At 66.2% G+C, this 25589-nt stretch carries 14 protein-coding genes and 3 pseudogenes; 14 read left to right on the top strand and 3 right to left on the bottom strand.

Features of this window, described 5'->3' with window-relative positions:
- The first annotated feature begins 124 nt into the window (after positions 1-124).
- The 9 genes and pseudogenes from ABIA33_RS06735 to ABIA33_RS06695 all read left to right on the top strand — a co-directional run bounded on the left by ABIA33_RS06735 (position 125) and on the right by ABIA33_RS06695 (position 15545).
- A complete protein-coding gene (locus tag ABIA33_RS06735; RefSeq protein ID WP_370078131.1) occupies positions 125-7684 on the top strand; it encodes an amino acid adenylation domain-containing protein in 7560 nt (2519 codons plus the stop codon).
- 83 nt (positions 7685-7767) lie between these two features.
- On the top strand, positions 7768-8592 hold the full coding sequence (ddaH, locus tag ABIA33_RS06730) for a dimethylargininase (protein WP_370078129.1): 825 nt from the start codon (positions 7768-7770) through the stop codon (positions 8590-8592).
- Positions 8593-8723: 131 nt separating this feature from the next.
- A complete protein-coding gene (locus ABIA33_RS06725) occupies positions 8724-9539 on the top strand; it encodes a phytanoyl-CoA dioxygenase family protein (protein WP_370078127.1) in 816 nt (271 codons plus the stop codon).
- Positions 9540-9915: 376 nt separating this feature from the next.
- On the top strand, positions 9916-10599 hold the full coding sequence (locus ABIA33_RS06720; RefSeq protein ID WP_370078125.1) for a 4'-phosphopantetheinyl transferase superfamily protein: 684 nt from the start codon (positions 9916-9918) through the stop codon (positions 10597-10599).
- 123 nt (positions 10600-10722) lie between these two features.
- On the top strand, positions 10723-11376 hold the full coding sequence (locus ABIA33_RS06715; RefSeq protein ID WP_370078123.1) for an ArsR/SmtB family transcription factor: 654 nt from the start codon (positions 10723-10725) through the stop codon (positions 11374-11376).
- 36 nt (positions 11377-11412) lie between these two features.
- Positions 11413-12609 carry an MFS transporter gene (locus tag ABIA33_RS06710; protein ID WP_370078121.1) on the top strand — a complete coding sequence of 399 codons (1197 nt, stop codon included), beginning with the start codon at positions 11413-11415 and terminating at the stop codon, positions 12607-12609.
- Positions 12610-12797: 188 nt separating this feature from the next.
- Positions 12798-13585 (top strand): annotated as a pseudogene (locus ABIA33_RS06705) (transposase).
- A 430-nt stretch (positions 13586-14015) separates the two neighbouring features.
- Positions 14016-14426 carry a transposase gene (locus tag ABIA33_RS06700; protein ID WP_370078119.1) on the top strand — a complete coding sequence of 137 codons (411 nt, stop codon included), beginning with the start codon at positions 14016-14018 and terminating at the stop codon, positions 14424-14426.
- A gap of 121 nt (positions 14427-14547) precedes the next feature.
- Positions 14548-15545: pseudogene (locus ABIA33_RS06695) on the top strand (IS256 family transposase).
- Here the strand turns inward: ABIA33_RS06695 and ABIA33_RS06690 are convergent.
- From ABIA33_RS06690 to ABIA33_RS06680, 3 genes are read right to left on the bottom strand one after another with little or no spacing between them, the layout of a single operon-like run.
- A complete protein-coding gene (locus ABIA33_RS06690) occupies positions 15546-16637 on the bottom strand; it encodes a GNAT family N-acetyltransferase (protein WP_370078117.1) in 1092 nt (363 codons plus the stop codon). It abuts the pseudogene before it with no gap.
- The gene (locus ABIA33_RS06685; RefSeq protein ID WP_370078114.1) at positions 16634-17563 is read right to left on the bottom strand and encodes a sporulation-delaying protein SdpB family protein; all 930 of its coding nucleotides are present in this window, start codon (positions 17561-17563) and stop codon (positions 16634-16636) included. The genes ABIA33_RS06690 and ABIA33_RS06685 overlap by 4 nt, the downstream gene beginning before the upstream one ends.
- Positions 17560-18117, bottom strand: a complete 558-nt coding sequence (locus ABIA33_RS06680) for an SdpA family antimicrobial peptide system protein (protein WP_370078112.1) — start codon at positions 18115-18117, stop codon at positions 17560-17562. Before ABIA33_RS06680 ends, ABIA33_RS06685 begins: the two co-directional genes overlap by 4 nt.
- Before the next feature lie 421 nt (positions 18118-18538).
- Between ABIA33_RS06680 and ABIA33_RS06675 the strand changes: the two genes are divergently transcribed.
- The 5 genes and pseudogenes from ABIA33_RS06675 (at position 18539) to ABIA33_RS06655 (ending at position 25538) form a co-directional block, all read left to right on the top strand.
- Complete coding sequence (locus tag ABIA33_RS06675) at positions 18539-21610, top strand: BTAD domain-containing putative transcriptional regulator (protein ID WP_370078110.1); 3072 nt, start codon at positions 18539-18541, stop codon at positions 21608-21610.
- Positions 21611-22125: 515 nt separating this feature from the next.
- Positions 22126-22314 (top strand): annotated as a pseudogene (locus ABIA33_RS06670) (GNAT family N-acetyltransferase); the annotation flags it as partial.
- 86 nt (positions 22315-22400) lie between these two features.
- Positions 22401-22850, top strand: coding sequence for a hypothetical protein (locus ABIA33_RS06665; protein ID WP_370078409.1), 450 nt, complete (start codon positions 22401-22403; stop codon positions 22848-22850).
- A gap of 264 nt (positions 22851-23114) precedes the next feature.
- A complete protein-coding gene (locus ABIA33_RS06660; protein WP_370078108.1) occupies positions 23115-23639 on the top strand; it encodes a hypothetical protein in 525 nt (174 codons plus the stop codon).
- Between the two features lie 456 nt (positions 23640-24095).
- Entirely contained in the window at positions 24096-25538 is a 1443-nt protein-coding gene (locus tag ABIA33_RS06655; protein ID WP_370078106.1) for a hypothetical protein, read from the top strand.
- The last annotated feature ends 51 nt before the right edge of the window (positions 25539-25589 follow it).

Raw genomic sequence — 25589 nt, 5'->3', positions numbered from 1 at the left:
GCCATCCGGGCAAGCCTCGCAACGCGCCGTCCGTTCCGCCGCAGTCGTCGACTTCGAACTCCGAGGGTGTCCGCCGCGACCGGCGCACAGCCAGGCACGCGACACTATGTTCAAAGGAAGACTCGTGATACCGGTTTCGTTCGCCCAACAAAGCCTTTGGCTGATCGATCAGCTCGAGGGCCCGAGCCCGCTCTACAACCTCCCGTTCGCCCTGCGTCTGCACGGTTCCCTCAAGCTGTCGGCGCTTGGCGAAGCGATGTCCGACGTCATGGCCCGGCATGAATCACTGCGCACGGTCTTCCCGCAAGTCGGGGGAATCCCAGTGCAACAGGTGCTCCCGGCGGAAGAGGCGGAGCTCCGGTTCGACGTCGTCCACTGCTCTGCTGATGAGTATCCGACCCTCCGCGACGCGGCTGCGGCGAGACCTTTCGACCTGTGTCGCGAGCCCCCGCTGCGGGCGACGGTGTTTGCAGTAGGGCCCGACGAGTTCGTTTTGCTGGTGGTCCTCCACCACATCGCCGGAGACGGCTGGTCCCTGGCACCTTTCCTGCGCGACTTGCGCACCGCGTACGAGGCGCGAACCCTGGGTCGAGCCCCAGCATGGGATCCGCTGCCCGTCCAGTACGCCGACTACGCCGTGTGGCAGCGAGAGCATCTGGGTGCCTCGAACGACCCGGAAAGCTTGCAGGCGAAGCAGTTGCGCTACTGGAGTAACCAGCTGGCTGGCCTTCCCGAGGAACTTGAACTCCCCACCGACCGGCCGCGGCCGGCCGTGATGAGCGGCGGCGCGGAGGCAGTCGACTTCCGCCTGGACGCCGAACTGCACGCGGCCCTGCGCCAGCTCGCGCGAGAGCGCCGGACGACCGTGTTCATGGTGCTGCAGGCGGGCCTCGCAGCACTGCTCTCGCGGTTGGGAGCCGGTACCGACATCCCGCTCGGTACCGGCGTCGCTGGCCGGTCCGACGATGAACTGGAGGACTTGGTCGGGTTCTTCGTGAACACTCTGGTGCTGAGAACCGACACCTCGGGGGACCCGGCCTTCTCCGAACTAGTCGACCGGGTCAGGGAGACCCAGCTGGCCGCCCTTGCGCACCAGGACCTGCCCTTCGAGCGGCTGGTAGAGGAGCTCAATCCCGCGCGTTCGCTCGCCAGGCATCCCCTTTTCCAGGTGCTGCTCGTGATGCAGAACAACACGGCCGCCGCGCTGGAGTTGCCCGGCGTGGAGTGTGCGGCCGAGCCCATTGGCATGAGAGTTGCCAAGTTCGATCTCACTATGGGCATGCAGGAGTCGTTCGGGCCCGAAGGCCAGCCAGCAGGCATCAGGGGTTCCGTCGAGTATGCAACGGACCTGTTCGACCGGAGCACAGTGGAACTGATCGCAGTGCGCCTGGCGCGTCTGCTGTCCGCTGCGGCGGTTGACCCGCTGACGCCGATTGGCCGGCTCGACGTGCTCGGAGCCGAGGAGCGATCTCGTGTGTTGTCCGATTGGAACGCCACCGCCACCCCGGTGACCGCCCTCCCCATTCCGGCGCTCTTCGCGCAGCAAGTTGCTCGCACTCCCAACGCGGTTGCGGTGACCGGCGATGACGGTGATCTCACCTATGCGGAGCTGAACGCGCGGGTCAATCGTCTGGCACAGCACCTGATCCGGCTCGGGGTGACCACCGAGACGCCGGTAGCGATGGTGATGGACAGGTCGGTAGACCTGGTCGTCGCGACGCTGGCAATTGTGAAGGCAGGGGGGTTCTACGTGCCCTTGCATACGAGCTTTCCGCCGGACCGGATGGCCCTGGTGGTTGCAGATACCCGCGCGGCCGTCCTGGTGACCGACCGGGCCGAAGTGGGCTTCACCCATGACGCTCAGGTGGTGCGCATGTCGGACGCACCCAAAGGTGACGTAGGCGATCCGACGGTCATGTGCCACCCAGACCAGCTGGCCTACGTGATGTTCACCTCTGGCTCGACTGGGGTGCCCAAGGGTGTCGCCATCCGGCACCGTGACGTGGTCGACCTGGTGGCCGATCGGCGCTGGCAGGGCGGGGCGCACGAACGGATCCTGCTCCACTCGCCGCATGCCTTCGACGCCTCCACTTACGAGTTGTGGGTGCCACTGCTGTCGGGCGGCACAGTAGTGGTGGCCCCCCCGGGCGTCCTGGATGACTGGGTGCTCAGCGATGCGATCGAGCGCTACGGCGTCACCGCCATATTCATCACCAAGGCCTTGTTCGACCTCTTTGCCGAGGAGAACCCGGAGGCGTTCCGCGGCCTTCACGAGGTGTGTACCGGCGGGGAGGCGGCCTCTGCGGCGCCCATGCGCCGTGTGCTTCAGGCGTTGCCAGGCCTGCCGCTCACCAACGTCTACGGGCCGACCGAGACCACCACGTTCTCGATAGTCCAAGCGGTATCCGAGGAAGACCTGGCGGGCGGGCGGGTGCCGATCGGCCGTCCGCTGAACAACACGAAGGCCTACGTCCTGGACGCGTGGCTGCAGCCGGTCCCGCCGGGCGTTCCCGGTGAGCTCTACCTGGCCGGCGCCGGTCTGGGCCGAGGGTATTGGAAGCGGCCAGGACTGACGGCCGGACGCTTCGTGGCCTGCCCATTCGCTCCGGGCGAGCGCATGTACCGCACTGGGGATCTGGTGCGCTGGCGCGCGGACGGCACTTTGGACTACGTCGGCCGAGTCGACGCTCAGGTGAAACTGCGGGGCTTCCGGATCGAACTCGGCGAGATCGAGGCCGTACTCGCGCAGCACGAGGGCGTCGGCCAGGTTGTGGTGATGGCCCGTGAGGACAAGCCACTGGACATACGGCTGGTCGCCTATTACACATCGGTCGGCGACAAGGCCGACCTTGCCGCGGAGCTGGGTACGTTCGCCGCCCAGTCGCTGCCAAGCTACATGGTGCCCTCGGCGTTTGTAGTTCTGGATACATTCCCGATGAACGCTAACGCCAAGATCGATCGCAAGGTACTCCCAGCTCCCGACTACGCCGCCAAGCAACACAGGATGGCTACGACGCCAACCGAGCAGGCGTTGTGCGAGCTGTTCGCGGAAGTTCTGGGCCTGGACCACGTCGGTATCGACGACAACTTCTTCAGCCTGGGTGGTCACTCCCTCGCAGGCACGCGCCTGATCAGCCGCGTGCGCGCGGCCATGGGCCGGGACCTCAACATCCGCAACCTGTTCGACCTGCCTACCGTTGCCGGGCTAGCGGCACACCTCGGCGAGGAGAACAAGGCGCCCCGGATCGTCCTGACCCCAGGTCCACGTGAGGAGCACCCGCCGCTCTCGTTTGCCCAGCGACGGCTGTGGTTCATCGACCAGCTTGAGGGGCAGTCCGCCACCTACAACGCGCCGCTGGTGTTGCGGATGAGTGGCACGCTCAACCCGGACGCACTGCAGGATGCACTGCGCGACGTCGTCGAGCGGCACGAGAGCCTGCGCACCGTGTTCCCGTCTGTTCAGGGCGAGCCGTTCCAACGCATCCTGCCTCCGCGCCTGGCGGCTCTCGACATCGCTTGGTGCGCGACCGACACGGCCAACCTGAGGGAGCAGATCGCCCGGGTGTGCGCCGAAGTCTTCGATCTCGCACGTGACTTGCCGGTCCGTGCCACAGTCTTCTCTACCAGTGATGACGAGCACGTCCTCGTGCTGCTGATGCACCACATCGTCTGCGACGGATGGTCCCTGGGACCGCTTCGCCGCGATCTGGCCGCGGCCTACAACGCCCGGCTGGCGGGCACCGCGCCAACCTGGGAGGCGCTGCCCGTCCAATACGCGGACTACGCCGTGTGGCAGCGGACGATGCTGGGTGCAGAAGAGGATCCCGACAGCCCAGCAGCACGGCAATCGGCGTTCTGGGTCAAGACCCTGGCTGACCTGCCGGATGAAGTGACCCTGCCCGGCAGTCAACCCCGCCCCGCGGTCGCCAGCCGCCGTGGCGAGACCCTGATGTTCACCCTTGGCCCCGACATACACGAACGCGTGTCCACTTTGGGACGCCAGGCCGGCGCGACCACGTTCATGGTGCTGCAGGCAGCGCTCGCTGCCTTGTTCACCCGGCTCGGGGCAGGCACTGACATCCCCATAGGCGCCCCGGTCGCAGGCCGCACTGACGCGCATCTCGATGGCCTCGTGGGGTTCTTCGTCAACACGCTGGTGCTGCGGACCGATACCTCAGGTAACCCTACATTCCGGGAACTGCTGTCCCGCGTACGCAACGCTGACCTTGCTGCGTACGATCACCAGGAGCTTCCCTTCGAGCGGCTGGTGGAGATCCTCAACCCCGACCGGTTGTTGGCTCGCCACCCGCTCTTCCAGGTCATGCTCGTGCTTCAGAACACCGACGGCCCGGAGCACGCGCTGCTGGGTCTTACAGTCACCGAGGTCGAAGAGGTCTCACCCGAGACGGCCAAATTCGACCTCGCCTTCGCCCTGCGCGAGGCCCACGATGCGGACGGGCACCCTCAAGGGCTTTATGGTGAACTGCAGTTCGCCACGGACCTGTTCGACCGGGCCACGGCTCAGGAGATCGTCTCCAGGTTCCAGCAGATCCTGGACGGTGTCACCACCGAGCCAGACCTGCCCGTCGCCGCCATCGATGTGCTCACAGCCAATGAGTTGCACACGCTCGTGCACGACTGGAACGACACCACCCGAGGCATCGCGCCGGCGACCCTGCCGGCGCTGTTCGGGGAAACAGCCCGGCATTCACCCGATGCCGTCGCAGTGGTCTTCGAGGACTCCCAGCTCAGCTACGCGGAGCTCGACGCTGCGTCAAACCGTCTCGCCCGACGTCTGGCCAGCCTGGGGGCGGGACCGGAACAGGCGGTAGCCGTGTCGCTTGCGCGCAGCCAGCACACGATCGTCGCGTTCCTTGCCGTACTCAAGTCAGGCGCGACTTTCCTGCCAGTCGACCCTGCGTACCCAGCCGAGCGCATCACCTTCCTTCTCGGCGACGCCCAGCCACTGCTGATGCTCACGGACTTGCAGACAATGTCCCGGCTGCCGCAGAGCCCGGGGCTGCCGGTCGTCGTACTGGATGATCCCGAGGAGCAAGCCCGCTTGCTGACTCATCCGGGCGCCGTGCTCACAATGCAGGACCACATCACACCCCTGTTGCCGGAACACCCGGCTTACCTGATCTACACCTCCGGTTCCACTGGACGGCCCAAAGGGGTAGTGGTCCCGCACACGGGACTGGCGTCACTGGCGGCCGCGTCCATCGATCGGTTCGAGGTGCGGCGCGGCGACAGGTTCCTGCAGTTTGCGTCGGCCAGTTTTGATGCCTCGATCTGGGAAGTCCTGATCACATTGTTGTCTGGCGCAACCCTGGTGATGGGTCCTCCGGAGCGGGTCGCGCCTGGGGCGCCACTGGCAGAGCTGCTCTCCGAGAAACGTGTCACGCATGCGCACCTGCCGCCAGCCGCACTGGCTGTGCTCCCTGAGGAAGGACTGCCGCACCTTCGAGTCCTGATCGTCGGCGGTTCCCCATGCCCGCCCGCGCTGGTCGACCGCTGGTCCGCTCGTACTCTCATGGTCAACGCGTATGGGCCGACTGAGGCCACCGTGTGCGCCACGCTCAGTCAACCGCTTGCGGGGTCGGAGGTACCGCCGATCGGGAGGCCGATCTGGGACAGCCGGACCTACGTGCTTGACACCGCACTGCGGCCGGTGCCCGTAGGGGTGCCAGGCGAGCTGTACCTCGCGGGAGCGGGGGTGGCCCGCGGCTACCTCAACCGTTCCTTGCTGACCGCCGAGCGATTCGTCGCCAACCCGTTCGGCCAGGCCGGCGAACGGATGTACCGAACCGGAGATCTGGTGCGATGGCGCAAGGACGGCAACCTTGACTACGTCGGACGTGCCGACAGCCAGGTGAAGATCCGTGGGTTCCGGATCGAACCAGGGGAAGTTGAAGCCGCTCTGGACGCTCTGCCGGACGTCGCCCAGGGCGCCGTCGTAGTGCGTGAGGACCGACGTGGCGAGCCGCAGCTGGTCGGGTACGTGGTCCCGAGCGCGGGTGCCGAGGTACAAATCGCACAGCTTCGCACGGCGCTGGCTGCCGAACTGCCGAGTCACCTGGTGCCGGCCGCCATCGTGATTTTGGAAGCGCTGCCGTTGACTATCAACGGCAAGCTGGATGTGCGAGCGCTCCCCGCTCCCATGTACGCATCAGCCATCAGCAGCCGGGCCGCCCGATCCACACGCGAGCAGCTCCTCTGCGATATGTTCGCTGAGGTCCTCGATGTCGAGCGAGTCGGTATCGACGACAACTTCTTCGAACTTGGGGGCCACTCGCTGCTCGTCCCGCAGCTGGTGTGGCTGATCAATCAGCGGCTGGGTGTATCGCTACCGCTGAGCGTCGTCTTTAAGGCCAAGACCGTGGCCGCGCTTGATCCCCTGCTGGACGCTGCCGTAGGCCCTGATGCGGCATCCGATTCCAACTACGCGGACGATTTCCTCGCTGACGTAGTCCTGGACCGGGAGATTGCGGCCGGCGGCTGCGATGCCACACCCGCGACCTCACCACCATCGGAGCCACGGGCGGTCTTCCTGACTGGTGCCACTGGCTTCCTTGGTTCATTCCTCCTGCGAGAGTTGCTCGATCGCACCGCTTGTGAAGTGTTCTGCCTGGTGCGGGCAGACGATGCGCAGGCAGCGATGGCCCGGATCGAGCGGAGCATGGCCGGGTACGGGCTGTGGAGCAACGAGCTGGGCGATCGGATCAGGCCGGTGCCGGGGGACCTGGCCAGGCCCCTGCTCGGGCTGGCACCGGAGCGCTTCGACCAGATCGCCAGGCAGGTGGATCTGATCGTTCACAACGGCGCTCAGGTAAACGTCATGGCCACCTACGCGCAGCTGCGGGCCGCCAACGCCACAAGTGCCCAGGACATCATGCGCCTGGCGGCGCTGCACCGGGTGAAGCCGGTGCACTACGTCTCCACTCTCAGCACGGTTGTTGCTGGCCCAGGCGACCCCGAGGTGCTCCCGGAGCAATGGCACACTGCCCCTGAATACCTGGGGGCCAGCGGATACGCGCGGAGCAAGTGGGTTGCGGAACAGATCACTTCGCTGGCCCACGAGCGAGGGGTCCCCACGGCGATCTACCGCACGGCCCGAATCAGCGGGCACTCGCTTACCGGCGTGGTCGGCACGGAGGACGCACTCTGGCACTACGTCAGGGCCTGTATCGAGATTGGTGCTCGACCACTGCTGGAAGACGAAGACGATCTCCTCCCCCTGGTCCCGGTCGACTTCGTCGCCCGAGCTGTCGTGCACATGATCCAGACCCGATCCGCCGACGGCACGGTGGTCAACGTCGCTCCTGCAGCACCGGTGCGAATGGGCGACGTGCTGGATCACGCCGGAGCCCTGGGGTACCCGGTCGACCCACTCCCTTATCAGCAGTGGCTGCAGCGGCTGGAATCAGCAGCGCAGGCTGCGGGCATCAGAGAGCGCAGTTCGCTCCGGGCCGTCGTCCTCATGAACAGCTCAACAACTGGCGTGGGCCGAGGACGTCAGCCCAGCGTCTTCGACCGGAGCAACCTGCTCAATGGACTCCGGGGGGCCGGGATCGTAGATCCGTCGATCGACCCCCACTTGCTGAACCGGTACTTCAGCTATCTCGCCGAGTCCGGATTCCTGCCTACGCTCCCGGTGCCCGCCGGCGTCGGTACCCGACGCTGACCACGATCCGCCTGATTGCCTGCGCCATGCAATCGGGCGGATCCGCCCGGCCCTCATCCGACAGTCATTGACCCAGGAGATCCATGAGCCGTACACCGCGGTCACGCACTGCCAAGTCCCGCCGCTACCTGATGTGCCGCCCGACTCACTTCGAGGTGGCTTACGCGATCAATCCGTGGATGGACCCTTCCAAGCCGGTGGACCGCGAACTGGCCGTCACTCAGTGGGAAGTCCTCGCCGATCTCTTCAAGTCATTGGGACACCAGGTGGAGCAGATCTCACCGCTCCCCGGCTGCCCCGACATGGTGTACGCCGCAAACGGTGCCACGGTGATCGACAACAGAGTGCTCGGAGCGCGCTTCCGTAACCCCGAGCGGGCAGCCGAAGGCCCCGCCTACCTCGAGTGGTTCCGGGCTGAAGGCTACCGACAGACCCTCGAACCGACCCACGTGAACGAAGGCGAGGGGGACCTGCTCGTCACCGACACGTGCGTGCTGGCCGGCACTGGATTCCGCAGCGCACATGAGGCACATGCCGAGGCCCAGGAGTTTTTCGGCCGTCCGGTTGTGAGCCTCACGCTCGTCGACCCGCACTTCTACCACCTCGACACGGCGCTGACCGTCCTCGACGGTGACGAGATCATGTACTTCCCCGAAGCCTTCTCGGCTGGTAGCCGGGCGGTACTCGAGCGTCTCTTCCCGGACGCCGTCCTTGTCTCGCGCGCGGATGCCGAGGTGTTTGGCCTCAACTCAGTCAGCGACGGACTGCACGTGGTCATGCCGCAGACTGCAGCTGCTCTGGCCGCCCGATTGCGGGCTCGGGGCTTCGAGCCGATCGGAGTGGATCTGTCGGAACTGCGCAAAGGCGGTGGCAGCGTGAAGTGCTGCACGCTCGAACTCCGCGACTAGCGCTGTCCCTATGTGATCGGTCCCAGCCTGCATTCCCCAAGTTGTCATTTGCGCCATTCAGTCATTTCGCATCTTCATGTCCTTTTCCTATCCCTTCATCTCCATTTCTTCGATCAGTCAGGAGTACTGCAATGCTATTGAGCAACGAGCAGCTGGAGCGCTACCGGAGCGACGGCTTCCTCCTCATCGAATCGCTGCTGGACCAGCAGGAGGTTGAGGCGCTTCGCTCCGCCTTCACTCGCGACTGCAAATCGCCGGGACCCCACCTCATCACCGAAGAGGGCAGTGCGCGCGTGCGTGCCATATACGCTTCCCATCGGCGCCAGTCGGAGTTCGCCGACCTCGTCCGCGACCACCGACTACTCGCGCCCGTGCAGCAAATTCTCACGAAAGACGTCTACATCTACCAATTCAAGATCAACTCCAAGTCGGCCTTCGGCGGAGAGAAGTGGTCCTGGCACCAGGATTATCTCGCCTGGAGGATTGCAGATAATCTTCCCGCGCCGCGGCAAGTCAACGTCGGAGTCTTCCTCGATGATGTGACCGAATTCAATGGTCCGGTCATCTACTTGCCCGGTTCCCACCACGGAGGGATGCTGAACGATCGTCGCTCCGCAGATTCCAAGTCCGTCCAGCACCTGGACCCAGACGATATCGCTCTGACCCCGCAGCAGTTGTCTGACCACGTCGCTCGGCGCGGGATGGTGAGCCCCAAGGGCCCCGCAGGTTCAGTGGTGTTCTTCTCCTCAGAGGTCGTACACGGCTCCGCCCCGAACATGTCGCCCCACCCGCGCCGACTGCTCATCGCCACTTACAACGACGTCGCCAACCAGCCAAGCTGGCCGGAGCAGCCCCGCCCCGAGTACGTCGTGTGCCGCGACGCTGAGCCACTGCGCTCCCTCGGCAGGTCGTTCCTCAAGAACGGCGAACTGGTCTCGATCACCTGACAGGGCGCCGAAGATCCCTGGAGAGCCCGCGGCGAGTACGCGGTCGACAGCGAAAGGAGAACACCTTATGAATCACATGGATTCCGCTGGGAATCAGCGACTGCGCATGGAGGGGTCCAAGGTTGAGACGGTCCGACTTGACCCGCGCGCTGCTTGCCATGGGATCCAAGAGGAGCCGATCCACCGGCTCGGTGGATCACTCGCTAGCGCCCTTAGCACCGCCCCGTCCACAGGCAGGTCCATTCCTGCCGACGAGAGGGTACCGCTGGACTGTCCCAGTGAATTCGCGAATGGAAGACCCAAACGCATCGCCGGCGCCCCATCGTTCCAGCTATGCGAGGGCCAATTCGATCTGTGGCTGCTGCAGCTGCCGGACGTGAACGCCCCCGCCGAATTGGCCTGGAACATCCTCGACGATACTGAGCGGCGACGCGCGGCCGGATTTCTGCGTACAGCCGACCGCGACGTTTTCGCGAGCGCACACATCGCCCTACGCCGACTGCTCGGCGCTTACATGGGGATGCCTCCACAGGACGTCGACTTCGCGCGCGAGCTCTGCCCGTCCTGCAGGGAGCCCCACGGACGTCCGGTGGTCTCTCTCAGTGCGCGCACCGCGAACTTCTCGCTCTCCCGCCGACGCGGCATGGTCCTGATCGGTATCGCGGCAACGCTCGTGGGTGTGGACGTGGAGTCACTACCCGACCCTCGATCGGTGGCCACTTGTTCACCTGCCCTGCACCCGCGGGAGCACGCGGAGATCCAGGGTTTGCCGTTGGATGCCCATCCCGCCGCATTTGCGCAGATCTGGACCCGCAAGGAGGCGTATCTCAAAGCATTGGGCACCGGACTCGCCCGTGACCCGACTGCGGACTACTTCGGTGCGACCCTGGCGGCGCGACCAGCCGACTGGACTGTCCTGGATGTGCCGTGCGGTCGTTTGCACCGCGCCGCAGTGGCATTCCCCGTGGAGCAGTCGCCGTCGCTGCTCGTGCACGCACTGCCAGCGGACTGGGTCAGGGCCGACTGGTCCGCCTCGGAGGTGTCCATTGCCCCTACGTAGCTTCATTGGCCGGAACCTCGCGGCGGCTCGGCTGCGAGCGGGTAGCGCACCCGAAGAGAGTCGAAGCGCTTCTTTCGCAAGAAGCCTTTCGAAAGAGATGCTTCGATGCTAGCGTCTTGCACCGTGAGCACTGAAGGCCGAAGCGCTACGGCATCCGAAAATCCACAAGGGGCGAAGAGTCGCCTGCGTGAGCTGCGAGACGCGCGGGTCCTACGCGCCCTTGCGCATCCGACGCGCATCGCACTCCTCGAGGTTCTCGCTGTCCGCGGCACGCTGACCGCAACCGAGGCTGCGGAGGCGGTAGGCGGCAACGCCTCGAATGCCTCGTACCATCTGCGCACGTTGGCGAGCCACGGCTACGTCGTGGAGGCCGAGGGGGGCAGCGGCCGCGAGAGGCCGTGGAAGCTCGGCTCGACTGGCATGACCTTCGATGACGACGACGCGGATCCGACCGTGGCGCAGGCTGCGCGTGCCCTGTCCGAGATCATGGCCACGCGCTGGTCGAGTCGGCACCAGCGATACCGGCAGCGGCGCGAACAGTACCCGGCCGCTGTACGCGCGGTGACCGGGGACAGCCAATTCGTGCTCTTCTGCACGCCCGACGAACTCAAACAGGTTCAAGCGGACATCCTTGAGGTGCTACTCGCCTACCAGCACCGGGTCGAGGAGCCGTCGGCGCGGCCCTTCGGTGCGCTGCCCTTCGAACTGCTCCTATCAACCTTCCCGTTCGAGCTCGAACCCGCGGGCGCGGAAGACCCCGACAATCCGGAAGGATGACCTACGACAATGCGCGGGCTCCTCGCAACATCACGCATGCGGCTGTTCTTCCTTGGCAACACCCTCAGCACCATCGGGGACTACGCGCTCTGGCTCGCGGCCGGCATCTGGGTCAAGGAACTGACCGGCTCCACGGCCGCCGCGGGGCTCAGCTTCCTCTGCCTCACTTGCGGCACGCTGCTGTCCCCGCTCACTGGCCTGCTGGTCGATCAAATCCGGCGTCGACCGCTGCTGATAGCCACCAACGCAGTGACTGGACTACTAGTCCTCAGCCTGGTCACAGTTCACCATGCAGACCAGGTCTGGCTGGTCTACACGGTGATGTTCCTCTACGGCCTCTCCTCGTCGGTCACCAGCGCTGCGACCGCCGCGCTACTGCCGCAGCTGGTGCCCTCCGAGGTGCTAGGGACGGCCAATGGGCTGACGCAGGCACTGACGCAGGGGCAGCGTCTGGTCACCCCCGCGCTCGGCGTCGGTCTGCTCTCCCTCTACGGCGGCGGTGCGGTCGCGTTGCTGGACGCCGGAACTTTCGCAGCGGCTGTTCTATGCTGGGCGGCCATCAGGGTCGAGGAGGAAGAGCCCCAGCCGCCTGCTGGGCAGTGGCTGCGGGAGACTACGGCCGGTTTTGCCTTCCTTCTGCGGACCCCGCTGCTACGTCAGTTGACCGTCACGCTCACGGTAGCGCTCTTCGTCTTGGGCTTCTTTGAGACGCTAGGTATCGCGGTGGCCACCGTCGGCCTGCACCATGCCCCGTCCTGGACTGGCGTAATTGTGACCGCGATGGGTATCACGGGGATCGTCGGCGGGATGCTGGCCGGACCGCTGATGCAACGCACTGGTCCGGGGCGGTTGACAGCGCTCGGGCTAGGTGTGATCTGCGCCGGCGTGCTGGCCATGATCGCCCATACGGACTGGATTGTCATCGGGGGCGCGCTGCTAATGGGATTGGGTATCCCATTCGTCGTTGTCGGAGCCCTGACCGCAGTGCAGTTGAATACGCCCGGCGAGCTCATGGGACGGGTCTCGGGGGCGGACAGCTTCCTCGTTGCGGGTGGCCAGTCGATGGGGATCGCGACGGGCGCGGCGTTGATTTCGGTGTTGCCCTACCAAGTACTCTGCATCACCGCGGCCGCGGTGCTGGGACTTTCGGCAGTCTACTTGATGACGCGTCGGGAACAGCGAGCGATGGTGATCGCGCCCGTGGAGACGGCCGTCGTAGCAGCCGGATCTTGACCTGGAGCAAGGTTGCGAACCGCCAGCCGTAGGCGACCGCATCGAGGCGTCAGCAGCGCTGGAATCACTCGGCCATAAGACTGATGTAGAGCGTCCGCCAGTAGGGCGTGGCCAGGGCTGGGTGGTAGTCAGACTGGCACGGCGTCCCCATCGTGGAGTTGCTGACGCTCTGCGACCGGGGAGGGGCCGTGCCTGCTGTTCCAGCACGCGTCCTGGAGCCGCTGCGTGAGGAGTTCCTCGCGCTGTTGCCCGAGCATCGCGACGGCCATCCTTGGGGGTGTCACAACCCGCCTATCGCCGATGAGCTGGTCTTCGATCGGTTGGTCCTGGTCCTGTGTCCGGGATGGGCTACGAGCGGGTGGCGGACGAGGCATATTCGGCGACCACGATCCGGCGGCGCCAGGACGCGTGGATCGCCGCGGGAGTGGGCGAGGCACTGCGCCTGGCGGCGCTGGCCGCCTACGACCGCATGATCGGCCTGGAGCTGGAGCACCTGGCCGCCGACGGATGCCAGACCAAGGCACCCTGTGGCGGGGAGTGTGCGGGCAAGAGCCCGGTGGACCGTGCCAAGCAGGGCGTCAAGCGCTAGCAGCTGACCGAGACCTACGGCATCCCGCTGGTCTCCGACCCGGCCCCGGCCACATCCGCGACCACACCCTGCTCCCGGGCACATTGGGCCGCTTCAGCGAACTCGCCAAGGCGCTGGGGCCGTTACCTGGACGCGGGCTACCACTACCGCTGCGTCTACGACGATCTGGCGGAGCGGCAGATCATCGCGAAGATCGCCAAGCGCGGCGAGCAGACACCGATCCAAGCGGACGGCCGTTGGGTCGTAGAGCGGACGAACTCGTGGTTGAACAACTTCGGCAAGCTCCGCCGCTGCACAGAACGCCGCCGAGCCTGCGTGGAGTTCTTCATCCCCCTGGCCGCCGCCCTCATCACCATCCGTATCCTAATGGGAAGTAACGGGTCGTAGAGACTCGTTGTCGTAGCCGCCAGCGGGTGAGCACTTTCGTAGCCGGAAGCATTCGACTTCTGGGATCAGACCGTGCCCCCTGTTGGTCGGCCGGGAGGCCAGACCGCTCATTAGCGGACCATGGTTCCTGCAGCCCTGACAGGTAGGGTTGTGACCTCTCGGTCCCGGTGGGTGCATGGACAAGACTGCGAGCTGTCCGACGTCCACCATCAGTGACGCCAGCCCCGCCGGGCCGAGGCCGTCTGATCGGCTTCAGGGACACGCCCCGCAGAGGGCCGATTAATGAGCTCCCGGCAGACGACCTCACCACCGAGCAGGTGCTCCCGGATCGGCAGTGGAGTACGACGCACGTGTTCATCGGATGGGACTGGGCGACCGGCACGCACGACGTGACGGTCATGGATGAGTCCGGCAAGCGCATCGACCGGTAGTGAACCTGGGGCAGATCATCGGCGAGCTCGGCCCGATCCTGGAACGCGCCCAGTCCTGCGAGCAGCTCATCGCGGAGGCCTGCGTCGTCCCCGAGACCCGCTCCTCGGGCAAGTCCCACACGGTCGCCTTCCGGTTCGCCGCCAACCGCAGAGTCCGGCAGGCACTGACCACCTTCGCTGACAACAGCCGGCACGGCAGCGAGTGCCGCGAAGATCTACAACGACGCCCGGGACCGGAAGAAGCGCCACCCGCACGCGACCCGCATCCTGGCCCGGGCCTGGCTGCGGGTGATGTGGGCCTGCTGGCGCGACGGCACCTGCTACGACCCGTCCACCCACCAAGCCAACAACGAGATCAACATGTCCATCGCGGAGCCTTCGACGGCATAGGGGTTGACTCAGGGGACTGATGGGGTGGCGTGCCCGCCCATGAGGGCGTGACGAGGTGGAGGTCTCCCGGGACCTGGTCTCCCGCGCCACCGCCCACGTCAGCGCGGACTGGAAGCCTGGTGCACCCGCCCTCTGGACCGCGTGTATGCGGTCCAGCTGACCGACTGTATCTACATCAAGATCCGCGACGGGGCGGTGGCGAACAAGCCCGTCTACATCGCTGTCGGGATGAACCTCGAGGGCGAGCGCGACGTCCTGGGCATGTGGGTCGGCAGCGGCGGGGAGGGCGCCAAGACCTGGATGACCTGGCGGGCCGAGTTGCGCAACCGCGGCGTCCAGGACGTCCTGATCGCCTGCTGCGACGGCCTCAAGGGCCTGCCGGAGTCGATCAACGACATCTGGCCCCAGGCCGACGTTCAACTCGGCGTGGTCCACGTGGTCTGCACCAGCCTGCGCTAGGCCTCCAAGCAGCACTGGGGCGCCATCGCCAAGCAGCTGCGGGAGGTCTACACAGCCAAGACACCCGACGAGGCCGAGCAGCGGTTCGCGCTCTTCGAAGCCGAGTGGGGCGAGAGCTATCCGGCCGTGGTGGACACCTGGCGCTGGAGCTGGGAACACGTGATCGTCTTCCTCCGCTCTCCCGCCCCGATGTCTACACCACCAACATGATCGAACCCCTCAACCCCCGCTTCCGTCAGGTCACTCGACGACGCAGAAACTTCCCGGACGAAGACGCGGCGCTCAAGGCGCTTTACCTGGTGATCCGCAACCCAATCAAGAACCAGCCCAACGTCACCGGCAAGACCGCCGCCAGGAAGCAGGCCATCAACAGCCTCGCCAGCTACTACGGCGAGCCGTCACCGACCGCTAAACCACACCACCAGCATCAGGCCACCCACAAAAAATCAGACACTTCCGCTTCACAGCGGACCGGGCGGTCCGGCAAGCCACTCGCGCCACGCCCGCAGAGTCTCTCGGTAGGCGCGCACCCGATGGCGGGGGAGCCGCTCGTGCTGCTGGATTGGTGCCAGCCATCCCTGGGAAGTTGCTCGGCGGGGACTCCCAGCGCTTCGGACATCTCCAGGACACGCCGGGCACAGCCCTCGGCCACGGCGCAGTGGTCCAGAGCGGCCTGGTAGTCACGCCACTGCGCCACCTGCGGATCCATGCAGCTCATGCTCTCCAGTCACCCCGTTCGGGAACGGATACCGAGGACCTGTCGCTAGAAGGTCGGCGAGGCGGGTTTCGAGTGTGCTGACCTCGGCCTCGACGCTGGCCATGGTGTAGTCGGTCTTGTAGCCGAGCTGGCTGTTGACGCGGATCATGTGGAGGTTTTCGGTTGCCGTCATCGTGCGCACTTGTTCCAGTTGCGGGAGGTCGGCGGTGAGCCAACGCATCATCGAGGCCTTCATGGCCAGGCCGAGCCCGAGTCCGCGGAATTCTGGCAGCACGGCCGTGTCGCCTTGGTGGCAGTAGCTCCACTGCCCGGGGACGATGGCGATCTCGGTGAAGCCCGCCACCGCCCCGCTGCGCTTGTCCACGGCCATGACGTACCGCTGTGACTTCCCGACCGCGAGCATCTCGGCCTCGTGTTGGCGCACCCGCTCCGCAGTCCAGGCGGGGTGCTGATAGCTCGACTCGCCGATCGGCTGGTCGGCCATGGCGTTGCGCGCCCGGGCGAATCCCTGCAGCAGGTCGTCCGGTGCGGTGTCCATCCACTGGTGGAGCCGGAACCCGGACGCCGGCTCCACCTGCCACCGCGCAGGGTCCACGCTCTTGATGTCCAGGTGGTGTGAGGAGAGTCGCAGGACCGTCTGGAAGCCGAGGGCGCTCGTCCACCTCTCGCCGTCCGAACCAGCCTTGACCTCACCGGAGATCGTCCGGCGGCCGCGCTCGTGGATCTGCGGCAGCACCGCCTGGAGCAGCTGTGTCCCGACGCCGCCTCGGCGGTCCTGGGCCAGCACGCGCACAGCGATGATGGCGTCCTCGCTGTTCTCGTCCGTCGGGAAGAAGGCGCTCACTGTGCCCAGGATCCGCCCGTTGTCGCGTGCGTCCCACCGCAGGGCGGGAGATGACGTGGGTGTGCACAGCTGCTGCACGTAGTAGTCGTACGGCGGTGCCGGGTTGCTCGGGAAGTCCGCGACGGATACCGCGACGAAAACCTCGTACCAAGCGCGCAGCTCGTCCGGCGATGCGAGATCCGGTGCGAACGGTGTTGTTTCCAGGCTCATGGCGACGTTCCTATTCTAGTTCTAGACCTCGATGGCAGGGCTTCCTGCCGATTGTGGTCACAAGTTGAGCCGACGTCTGGCATGTCGGCGCAGGCGGCCAGCACAAGGGTGATCATGATCAGTCCGAAGCTGAACAGCCCCATCAGTAGGATGATGGCCCCGTGCAGGAGGATCGCCAGGAGCAGGCCGTAGCTCCGCGTTCTGCGGCGGAAGGCCATGGACAGGGCGATCAGGGTCTCGACTGCCAGGACCGACCAGGTGAGCAGGTCCGTGGCCCAGGCGTGGGAGAGCAGTTGTTGTGCGAACGGCCGCAGCACGCTGGGGACGCCGTACTCCGGGTCGTGGGCGAGGATGCCCAGCGCGGTGCCCTGGTGCCATGCGGGGAAGGTGAGTTTGGAGATCACTGCGTTCAGGTAGATGATCGCGATCTGGCAACGCAGCATGGCGTGCGCGGCGAAGGCACTTCCGCGCCAGGCTGGTCGCAGCGGGCGGGTCGGCATCCGCCAGGACCAGCTTCGGCGGTCGTCGAGGCAGATGGGTATGAGCAGCATGGTGAGGATCTCGGCCACGCGGTCCCCGCCGTTCGTCGCCGTCCCGTCCACGGCGATGCTGAACGCGATGTACCAGTGCGCGATACAGGACCACCGCGGCCGATAGCCGACGACGACGACGAGCAGCGCGGCGATCGCGAGGACGCGCCCGAGCGTGTCGGCTTGGGCGTCGCCACCGGTGACGCACCAAAGCGAGACGCCGTTGAGCCCGGCGCAACGTGTCTCAGGTGTCGTCCCGAGAGGGTTTGCGAACAGAAGCCGATCGGGCGACAACAGAATGGTCGTCAACTGCGCGAATGCCAGGATCGATCGCACGAGTGCGAGCGGGATGCCGCGCGGTTCGAAGGACTCGGCGGCCCGCCATACACGGTTCACAGGCAGGCTACCCTGACCAAGGCCACTGATGCGGACTTCGGGACGTTCGCGGCCGGCGGAGTCCGGATGAACACGAACTCGCCGCAGACGATGCCTGGGGTGAATCCGTTCTGCAATAGCACAACCGGCGCCTGGGCCACGCACTCTGCAGATCGCACGTCGGCGCAGGTGATCCAGTCCTTCGCCGGGACTTCGGCGGCCAAGGTAAGTGCCTCGTTGAACTGAACAGTGCTGGTCCGCCCCAGACCCCACAGGTTCACCGCGGACATCTGCAGCGCCAGTATGGAGGTTGAGGGTTGACCCTCAGGGCCGACCCGGTAGGCGGAGATCGCTGCCGAGCCCGGCTGAGCAGCGAAGAAGGCCCAACCTTGCGGCCAGACCTCGGAGTAGGTCGTGCGCTGCTCACCGAGCCAGGACGGCGTCCAGCGGGCGGGCAACTGCGCGCAAAGCGTCACGGCGAAGAGCGTGCCCAACACGGCGAGGGCCAGCGCGAACCCCTGGCGGGCCGATGCCGACCCACTCTCCTCCGCTGGGGCGCATTGCGCGTGCGCCATCAGAAGGTCGGCTCGTGTAGGAAGCCGGTTTGCGGAACCACCTGGTGGTTCTGTGCCTGGGAACCACCGGACACGGTCACGACCGTGAGCACGGCTAGAGCCGCCAGCATTCCAGCCAAGATCGCTCTCTTCACGCTGTTCTCCCTTGTTCTTCGTTAAGTACCGCTACATGGGCACTGTGTTGTCGAGGACGGCCAGACCTGGATGATCGTGGACGTGACTACCGTCTGGCTACTGAGCTGCTACCGAGGCGACTTCGAGTCCGATCGCTGGCCGGACATGTACCATTCAAGCCGGGGGTGCGCGATCTGCGATGCACGCGACCAGGATTGGAAGCACGGGGGCTAGGCCTGTGGTAAGTGCTGCTAGGCAGCCGGGTGAGAACATCGCGCGCGCCGGCTCGGTCGGACAGAGCGGTGCCGTGCCCCTCATCAAGGTGCTGGGGCCGCTCGAGTTGTCCATAGCCGGCAGACAGGCGACACCGCGCGGAGTCAGGGAACGCAAGTTGCTGGCGCTGTTGGCGATCAACGCCAACTCGATCGTGGCGACCGAGCGGATCGTGGACGCCCTGTGGGAGAGCCCGCCCAACTCGGCGCGACAGCAGATACACAACGTGGTGGGGGCGCTGCGTCGCACCCTGATCCCGGCGGTCGGCGTGGAGCTCTTCACCGACAGTAGTGGCTACCAGCTCAAGGTGCCGGCCGAGGCGATGGACGCGCTCCAGTTCCGCTCCGCCGTAGAGGCGGCGGAGACCGCGGAGCAACATGATCGGCTCGACGACGCCGTCCGGCTGCTCGACGAAGCCCTGGGCCTGTGGCGCGGTGGCGCCCTCCGCGGACTTGACGGTCGGGTGCTGACGAACGCGGCCACCCTGCTTGATGCACAACGGCTTACCGCGGTCGAACGGTGGGCGGAACTGCGACTGCGCTTGGGGAGAGCGGCCCTGGCGGTGGACGGACTGAACGAGATGCTGGCCGAGCATCCCTTGCGAGAGCCGCTACGCGCGCTGCTGATGACCGCCCTCTACCAGTGCGGTCGGCAGTCCGAGGCGATGATCGTGTTCGAAGACGGACGGCGGTTGCTGGCGGAGGAGCTCGGGCTCGACCCGGGCCCACAACTGAGGGAAGCCCACCGGCAGATTCTGCACGCAGAGCCCGCGGCGTCGGCGCAACCGCGTGATTCGCAGGCCGAGGGCCTACCGGAACGGCGGCGCGGGCAGGACCCCGGCTCCCGCTCCTTCCTGCCCAGGGACATCGCGGAGTTCACCGGCCGTGAGGACGAGCTGCGCCGACTGTGCGACCGGCCATTCGAGCCGAACGCGCCCTCCATTTCGGTGATCGACGGGATGGGCGGCGTAGGCAAGACCTCGCTCGCCGTGCACCTGGCCCATCTCCTCGCCGGGGACTACCCGGACGGACAGTACTTCGTTGACCTCGCCGGCTTCAGCGAGCAGGCCGAACCGATGAGCCCGATGCAGGCGCTGAACCTGCTGCTGCGCTTCGACGGGATGGCTCCCGAGCTGATCGCGCCGGATCTGGAGGCGCGCAGCGCCCAATGGCGCTCGAGCCTGGCCGGTCGCAGGATACTGATCCTGTTGGACAACGCCGCCGATCCGACTCAAGTCAGATCCCTGCTTCCCGGTTCGGCGGAGAGCCTCGTGCTGATCTCGAGCCGACGGCGCATGGTCGCGCTGGAGGGAGCCGCCGCCCTGTCCCTCGACATCATGACCGAACCGGACGCCGTCGCGCTCTTCTGTCGGATCGCCGGACCCGAGCGGGTGGCGGAGGAGCCCGAGGCGGTCCGCTCGGCGGTCGAGCTGTGCGGGTACCTGCCACTGGCGATCCAAATCGCGGCGGCAAGGCTGCGCGAGCGAAGCAGTTGGCGGGTGTCGTTCCTGGTCGACCAGCTGCGCGACTACGAGGCGCGGGCGCGCATCCTCGCCGCGGGGGACCGCGACGTGATGAACATCGTCGCCTGGTCCTACCACCACCTGACCGAGCGGCAGCAGCGCCTGTTGGGTCTGCTAAGCCTGCATGCCGGGCCGGACTTCGACGTCTGCGCGACCGCTGCCCTGTCGGATCTGCGGGGCCACCAGGTCGAGGAAGACCTCGATAAATTGTTCGAGCTGAACCTGCTCAAGCAGCACGTCGCCGACCGCTATCACCTGCATGACATAGTGCGCGACTGCTCACGGAGGCTCCTAGAGGCGACAGTTAGTCGTGCCGAAGTGGCCGACGCGGCGGGGCGGCTGGCCGACTACTACCTCTGGTCGGCCGGCAGTTGGTGCGGCCTGCTCTCAAAGACCTCGCTGAGGTTCGCCCCGGAGGTTGAGCGTCGGCCGGAGTCCGCGCGGAGCGCCGCAGACGCCAAGGATGCCATGCGGCTGCTCGAGACCGAGTTCCGCAACATCATCGCGACGCTTCGGCTGGCCGCAGACTTCGAGCTGCACAGCCGGGTCTGGCAGATGATGCGCACTCTGCATCCGTATTTCAGCGCATTGAACTACCCGGCGGAGTCGGAGCCGCTGTTCGAACTGGGTCGGCTTGCAGCGCGAGCCGCCGAGAGTCTGGTCGGCGAAGCCGCCTGCCTGTCCGGATTGGCCTCCGTCCAACGCACGCACGGTTCCGTGGCTGAGGCCCTAAAGCTGGGTGAGCGCGCGCTGGCACTCAGCCGTCAAGCTGAAGACCGCGTTGGCGAGGTTGCGCAACTGGTAAATCTCGGGGTCAGCCACTGGACGGCCCGCGACCTGGACCGGGCGCGCGAGTGTTACGGCGAGGCATTGCGCGTGGCGCGTGAGCTCGGGGACAGGCAACTTCAAGCCAGTCTCACCAATAACCTCGCGATCGTCAGCCAAGAACTAGGTCGCAATGGGGAGGCCCTGCGGTATTTCCTAGAGGCACGCTCACTTGGGGGGCAGTCTGCAGGTCCCGGCGCTGAAACAGCGACTTTGAACAACATCGGCTTCGTCTCGGTAGTCCTCGGCGACTGGGAAGGGGCGGCTGTCATCTACAAGCAGTCGCTGGAGCTGAGCCGGGCCGCAGGTGTCGAGCTGAGCGAAGCGCTGGCGTTGGTGGGATTGTGCATCGTGCGCAGAGGCATGGGCGAGTACGACAGGGCGATCGCGTACGGACGTGCGGCGCTCGATCTTGCGCGCCGCACTAGCACGTACGACGCCGAAGCCCAAGCCCTCAACGCGCTCGGCGACGTCTACGCATGCGACGGAGAACTCGCCACAGCCGAGCAGGTCTTCCAGCAGTCCCTGAAGGCGGCCTCGGCCCGCGACTCCGCACGCTACGCGGCGCGCGCTCACGAGGGGCTGGCCCACGTCGCATCCCTGCGCGGCGACGTGGGCAAGGCCTTGGGGCACTGGGAAGCCGCGTTGTCGACCAACCCGGGCGGCGTCGTCGACGCCGCGGGAGCCGAGCGCCACCTCGCCGCACCGGAGGCCGGCGCTGCGACGTGCTGGCGTTGCAGGTCGGTAGGAGCTCGGTAGCAGTTCGGGGCTCCCGGCTCTGTGTGTGCCGAAAGCCTGGCGCTGGTGTGGGGGCTCCGAAAGTCATCGCTGCACGTCATGCCGCGTATCGGTATTCCTTGATAGCGCCGCCGAGGATGCGGGGCGCAAGGCGGTGTCCAGACAGGCGACCAGAGTGGCCAGGGTGCAGTCCCAAACCGGGACCACCACCCGGAAGCGCGACCAGGACAGCCATGCGCAGAACAGCCAGGTCCGACGGCCCGTAATGCACGGGCCCTGGAGGGTAGCGGGGACGCATTGCCTTGTCCCGGCCCCTCAGAACCGGGCGAGCGGGTTTCCCCGCACCTCGGCTCAAGCAAGCCCCAAGGGCGTTGCGGTGAACGGAGCCGGGCTTCTGCGCTGGCGGGGCGTCAGGCCCGGTTGCAGGAGGAGAGAACGAGGCGTGTTCGGTTCCCCTCCGATCGGCCGTCCCGCCCGTGGTGGGTGAGGTAGTCATCGGCGCCTTCGATTTCTACAAAACCTTCCTGCGCACCCGGATGACGGCCTGGGGCCCGCGACTGCTCTGGCTCGCGCGGCAGGACGGGAAGATCGTGGGAAGCGTGACCGTGGACCTTCCTGAGCCGGAGAGCTCGGATACCGCGATCACGCAGGTTCGAGTTCTGCCCACCGTGCGTCGGCACGGGATCGGAACTGCGTTGCTGTGCGAGGCCCTTGCGACCTGCAATCCGAAGGGCGCTCCACGATCGTCGCCTCGAATATCAAAGCTGGGGGTGACGGCGAGGCGTGGGCGGGGTCACTGGGCTTTGTCAAGGTGGCCGAGTGGGTTCGCCAGACCCTGCGGATCGCGGACATCGGCCCGGAGTTGTGGCAGGTCCGGGAACCGGATGGTTTCTACGTCATGCGCTGGATGGGTACTGCCCCGGAGGAGGTGGTTGCGGGTTTCGCGCGAGCTCGGACCGCGATCGAGGACGCCCCGATTGGGGAGTCAAGTCTGGAGTGGCCGGAGTGGACGGTCGAGCGGGTCCGGCAGCATGAGGCCGACGCCCGCACGCGTGGCTGTGAGCTGCACACGGCTGTGGCTATCCATCGCATCAGCGGAGAGATCGCCGGCCTGACCGAGATCGAGATCCAAGACGGCCTGCTCGACACCGCTCTCCAGCAGGACACCGCGGTCCTGCATGAATACCGCGGCCACAGGTACCCCACTGCCCGACCTCCTCCACCTCTCCGCGCCAACCCGCAGACGTCCGCCGGGCCGTGACGCGGCCTGACCTTCGGAGACCCCGTTTCTGCTGTCCCATGGCGGTCGCCCCCAGCGCCCACTGGCTCACCGCCTGACTTGGCTGTACCGGCTACTGAGCTGTCCCGAGTTTCGGGGACTTCAGCATGCTCAGAGCATGTCGCTCTGGTCAGAGTCGGTCAGAGAAGTGCGCCCGCGCCCGCCATTCCCATCGTTCGGGACTTGAGCCGATCAGCATCTGACATTGAACCCTGCCGACGGCCCCGCGAACTACGGTCTACTGTCATGCGTGACGTCGAATACAAGAGCCAGGGCGTCCCACTCGAAGACTACGAGCTGACCCGACGCGACCACTCCTGGCAGAGGACCATTGAGGACATCCGCCGCCACGCCCATGCTGAGGTGGAGAGGCATCACGCAGAATTGCGTGCCGACCCGGAGCGGCTCCAGCGCCACCGCGAACACGTTGAACACGTATGGAAGGTGTTCGAGTCTTTCGAAACGCCGGACTACATGATCATGCGCTGGCGCGTCCGCCTCTACTGCGGGCACATTGTCGAAACCCGACGCCACTCCGAGAACGACATCCCGACCAAGCATGGCTCGAGTTCGATGCGGTGCCCCGAGTGCGAGAAGGATCCGTCAGCGATCGTGGCCTACGAGCCTATCGGGCTCGTAGCACCACCTCCCACCTTGCCTGCAGCGGTGCCCCGTAGGCCCAGGACGCCGACCCGCACCGAACTCGAACAGCGGATTGCGTCTCTCGAAGATGAAAACCGACGTCTCCGCGAAGCCCATCACGGAACGTGATGTGCGCACTTTGGTGCCCATCTATCGAACGGATCCGCCACTCGCCATGGCCAACACCAGTCAGTCCCCAGCTCCATTCCGGATCCGGCTCCTAAGTCCCAGCTTCCCAAGGCGCCGTTCCCTGCTCCACCGCCTCCACTAGCGCCAATGACGCTTGATCCACGGATGCTCACGAGCATGGAGGGGGCGGGGGTGTCTGCCCTGACGAAGGCAGTGCCCGAACAATCAGGCTGACGCCAGCACGCTCCAGTCGGGAACCCGCCTTCTCGAATCGGTCAACCAGCAGAGCGCACGGGCCATCACACCGCAACCGCCCCGATTTCACCGGACGCCGCTGGTGGGGGTAGGGGGTGCGGCAGCGAGGTGTGCGGGTGTCCTTAGCATGCGGATCGGCGTGGCACCGTCTTCTTCGCTGAAGTCGCCTGTCGCTGACACTGCCCCAGTACGGTGCGGTTTGTGAAGTTCTCCCTGGCCCCCACCCAGATCCAGGCCGATCTACTTCAGTGGGTCGCCGCCAACCCCGGCGTTCAGATCGAAGCCCAAAAGTCCAACACGCTGTGGGCGCTGGAGCAGCGGAAGCTAATCAAACGCTCGATGCCCATCTTGGAGAACGGCACCCAGGCCCTGACTGCCGTCCTCACCGACCAGGGCAGGTACTACCTCAAGCACGGCCGGCACCCCGAAGAGGTCGAGCGAGAGGCCCAACGTGCTGCCCGTGACCCCGAGACGGCCAAGACCGCTCCCACCGATGGGGCCGATCTGATTCGTCGGCTCTGTGCTGCCGGCGGAACACTGACCGTCCAGGACCCGGGGGTCGTGACGCGAAGTAGGTGGACAAAGGCGTTTTACGAGGCAGTTAACCGCAATGAGGTGCCAGCTGGGCACAAACTGCGCCTGGCCGGGCGGGAGCGTGGCGACCTCAAGGTGAGGCTGGTCGATCTGCTGCTGGAAGCCTCACCGCCTCCGCCTCCCGTCATCGAAGTGCCCACCGAGCTCACCCGGCCGCATCCGCTGATCTCGGCCACTCGGAAGGCGCTAGGACGTGCGCGGACAGGGATGGCCGACACTCGAGGACAACAAGGCATGGTGCCGATCCACGTCTCCCGCCCGCTCGTCGATCGGACCCTGCGGATCATGCAGGGCCTACTCACTGCGGCCGAACAGCGGGGCTACGACGTGGAAGCCCGGATGAGGCCGGCCCTCCGGGCACGAGACGAGCCCGTGGCCGAACTCGTGATCACCGTCAAGGGCCACGCTTTCCCCTTAGAGATTTGCGAGCGCACCTCCAAGCAACCGCACGAGCCGACACCCCGCGAGCTGCGCGACGCGGAACGGCAGCCGACTTGGATGCGCAGCCGCATCCCGAAGTACGACCACGTGCCCGACGGACGGCTGATGATCGATGCGCCCGGCCACGACAGCACCTACGGCCACCGCCAATACGACTGCTCGGACGGGGCGCGTTGGACCCTGGAATCGCGCCTCGGCCACCTCCTGGCGGCCATCGAGGCGTGGGCCGACCAAGCCGAAGAGGAGCGCCTCAAAGCCGAACAGGCTGAGGAGATCCGCAAGCAACGCTGGTACGAGGTCATCGACCAGGCCCACCAGAAGCTGATCCACGACCACAGGCTCAAGGCACTGGAGCAACAGCTGGATGACTGGCGCACGGCCTGCGAGATCCGCAGCCTCAGCACCGCAGTGCGCCAGCAATCGGACGGAACCCTGAGCGACGCGACCGCCGAGTGGCTTCGCTGGGCGGAAGCACACGCTGATTCCATCGATCCGGTGCGTAATGGAGTGGCACTGCCACCCGACCCGCGGCCCACTCGGCAAAATCTTGAGCCGTACATCGGCTCTCGGGGCACCTGCGACTACCCGTGGCCCTTCAAGAGCCAGTGATCCGGACAGTGCCAACGCTGGCGCCGACCCTCCTGGGAGATCGCAGGCACG

It is taken from the genome of Streptacidiphilus sp. MAP12-16 (assembly GCF_041262165.1).
Lineage (GTDB): Bacteria > Actinomycetota > Actinomycetes > Streptomycetales > Streptomycetaceae > Streptacidiphilus.
The sequence above is the reverse complement of the archived record's forward strand: the minus strand, read 5'-3'. Positions and strand labels throughout refer to the sequence as shown.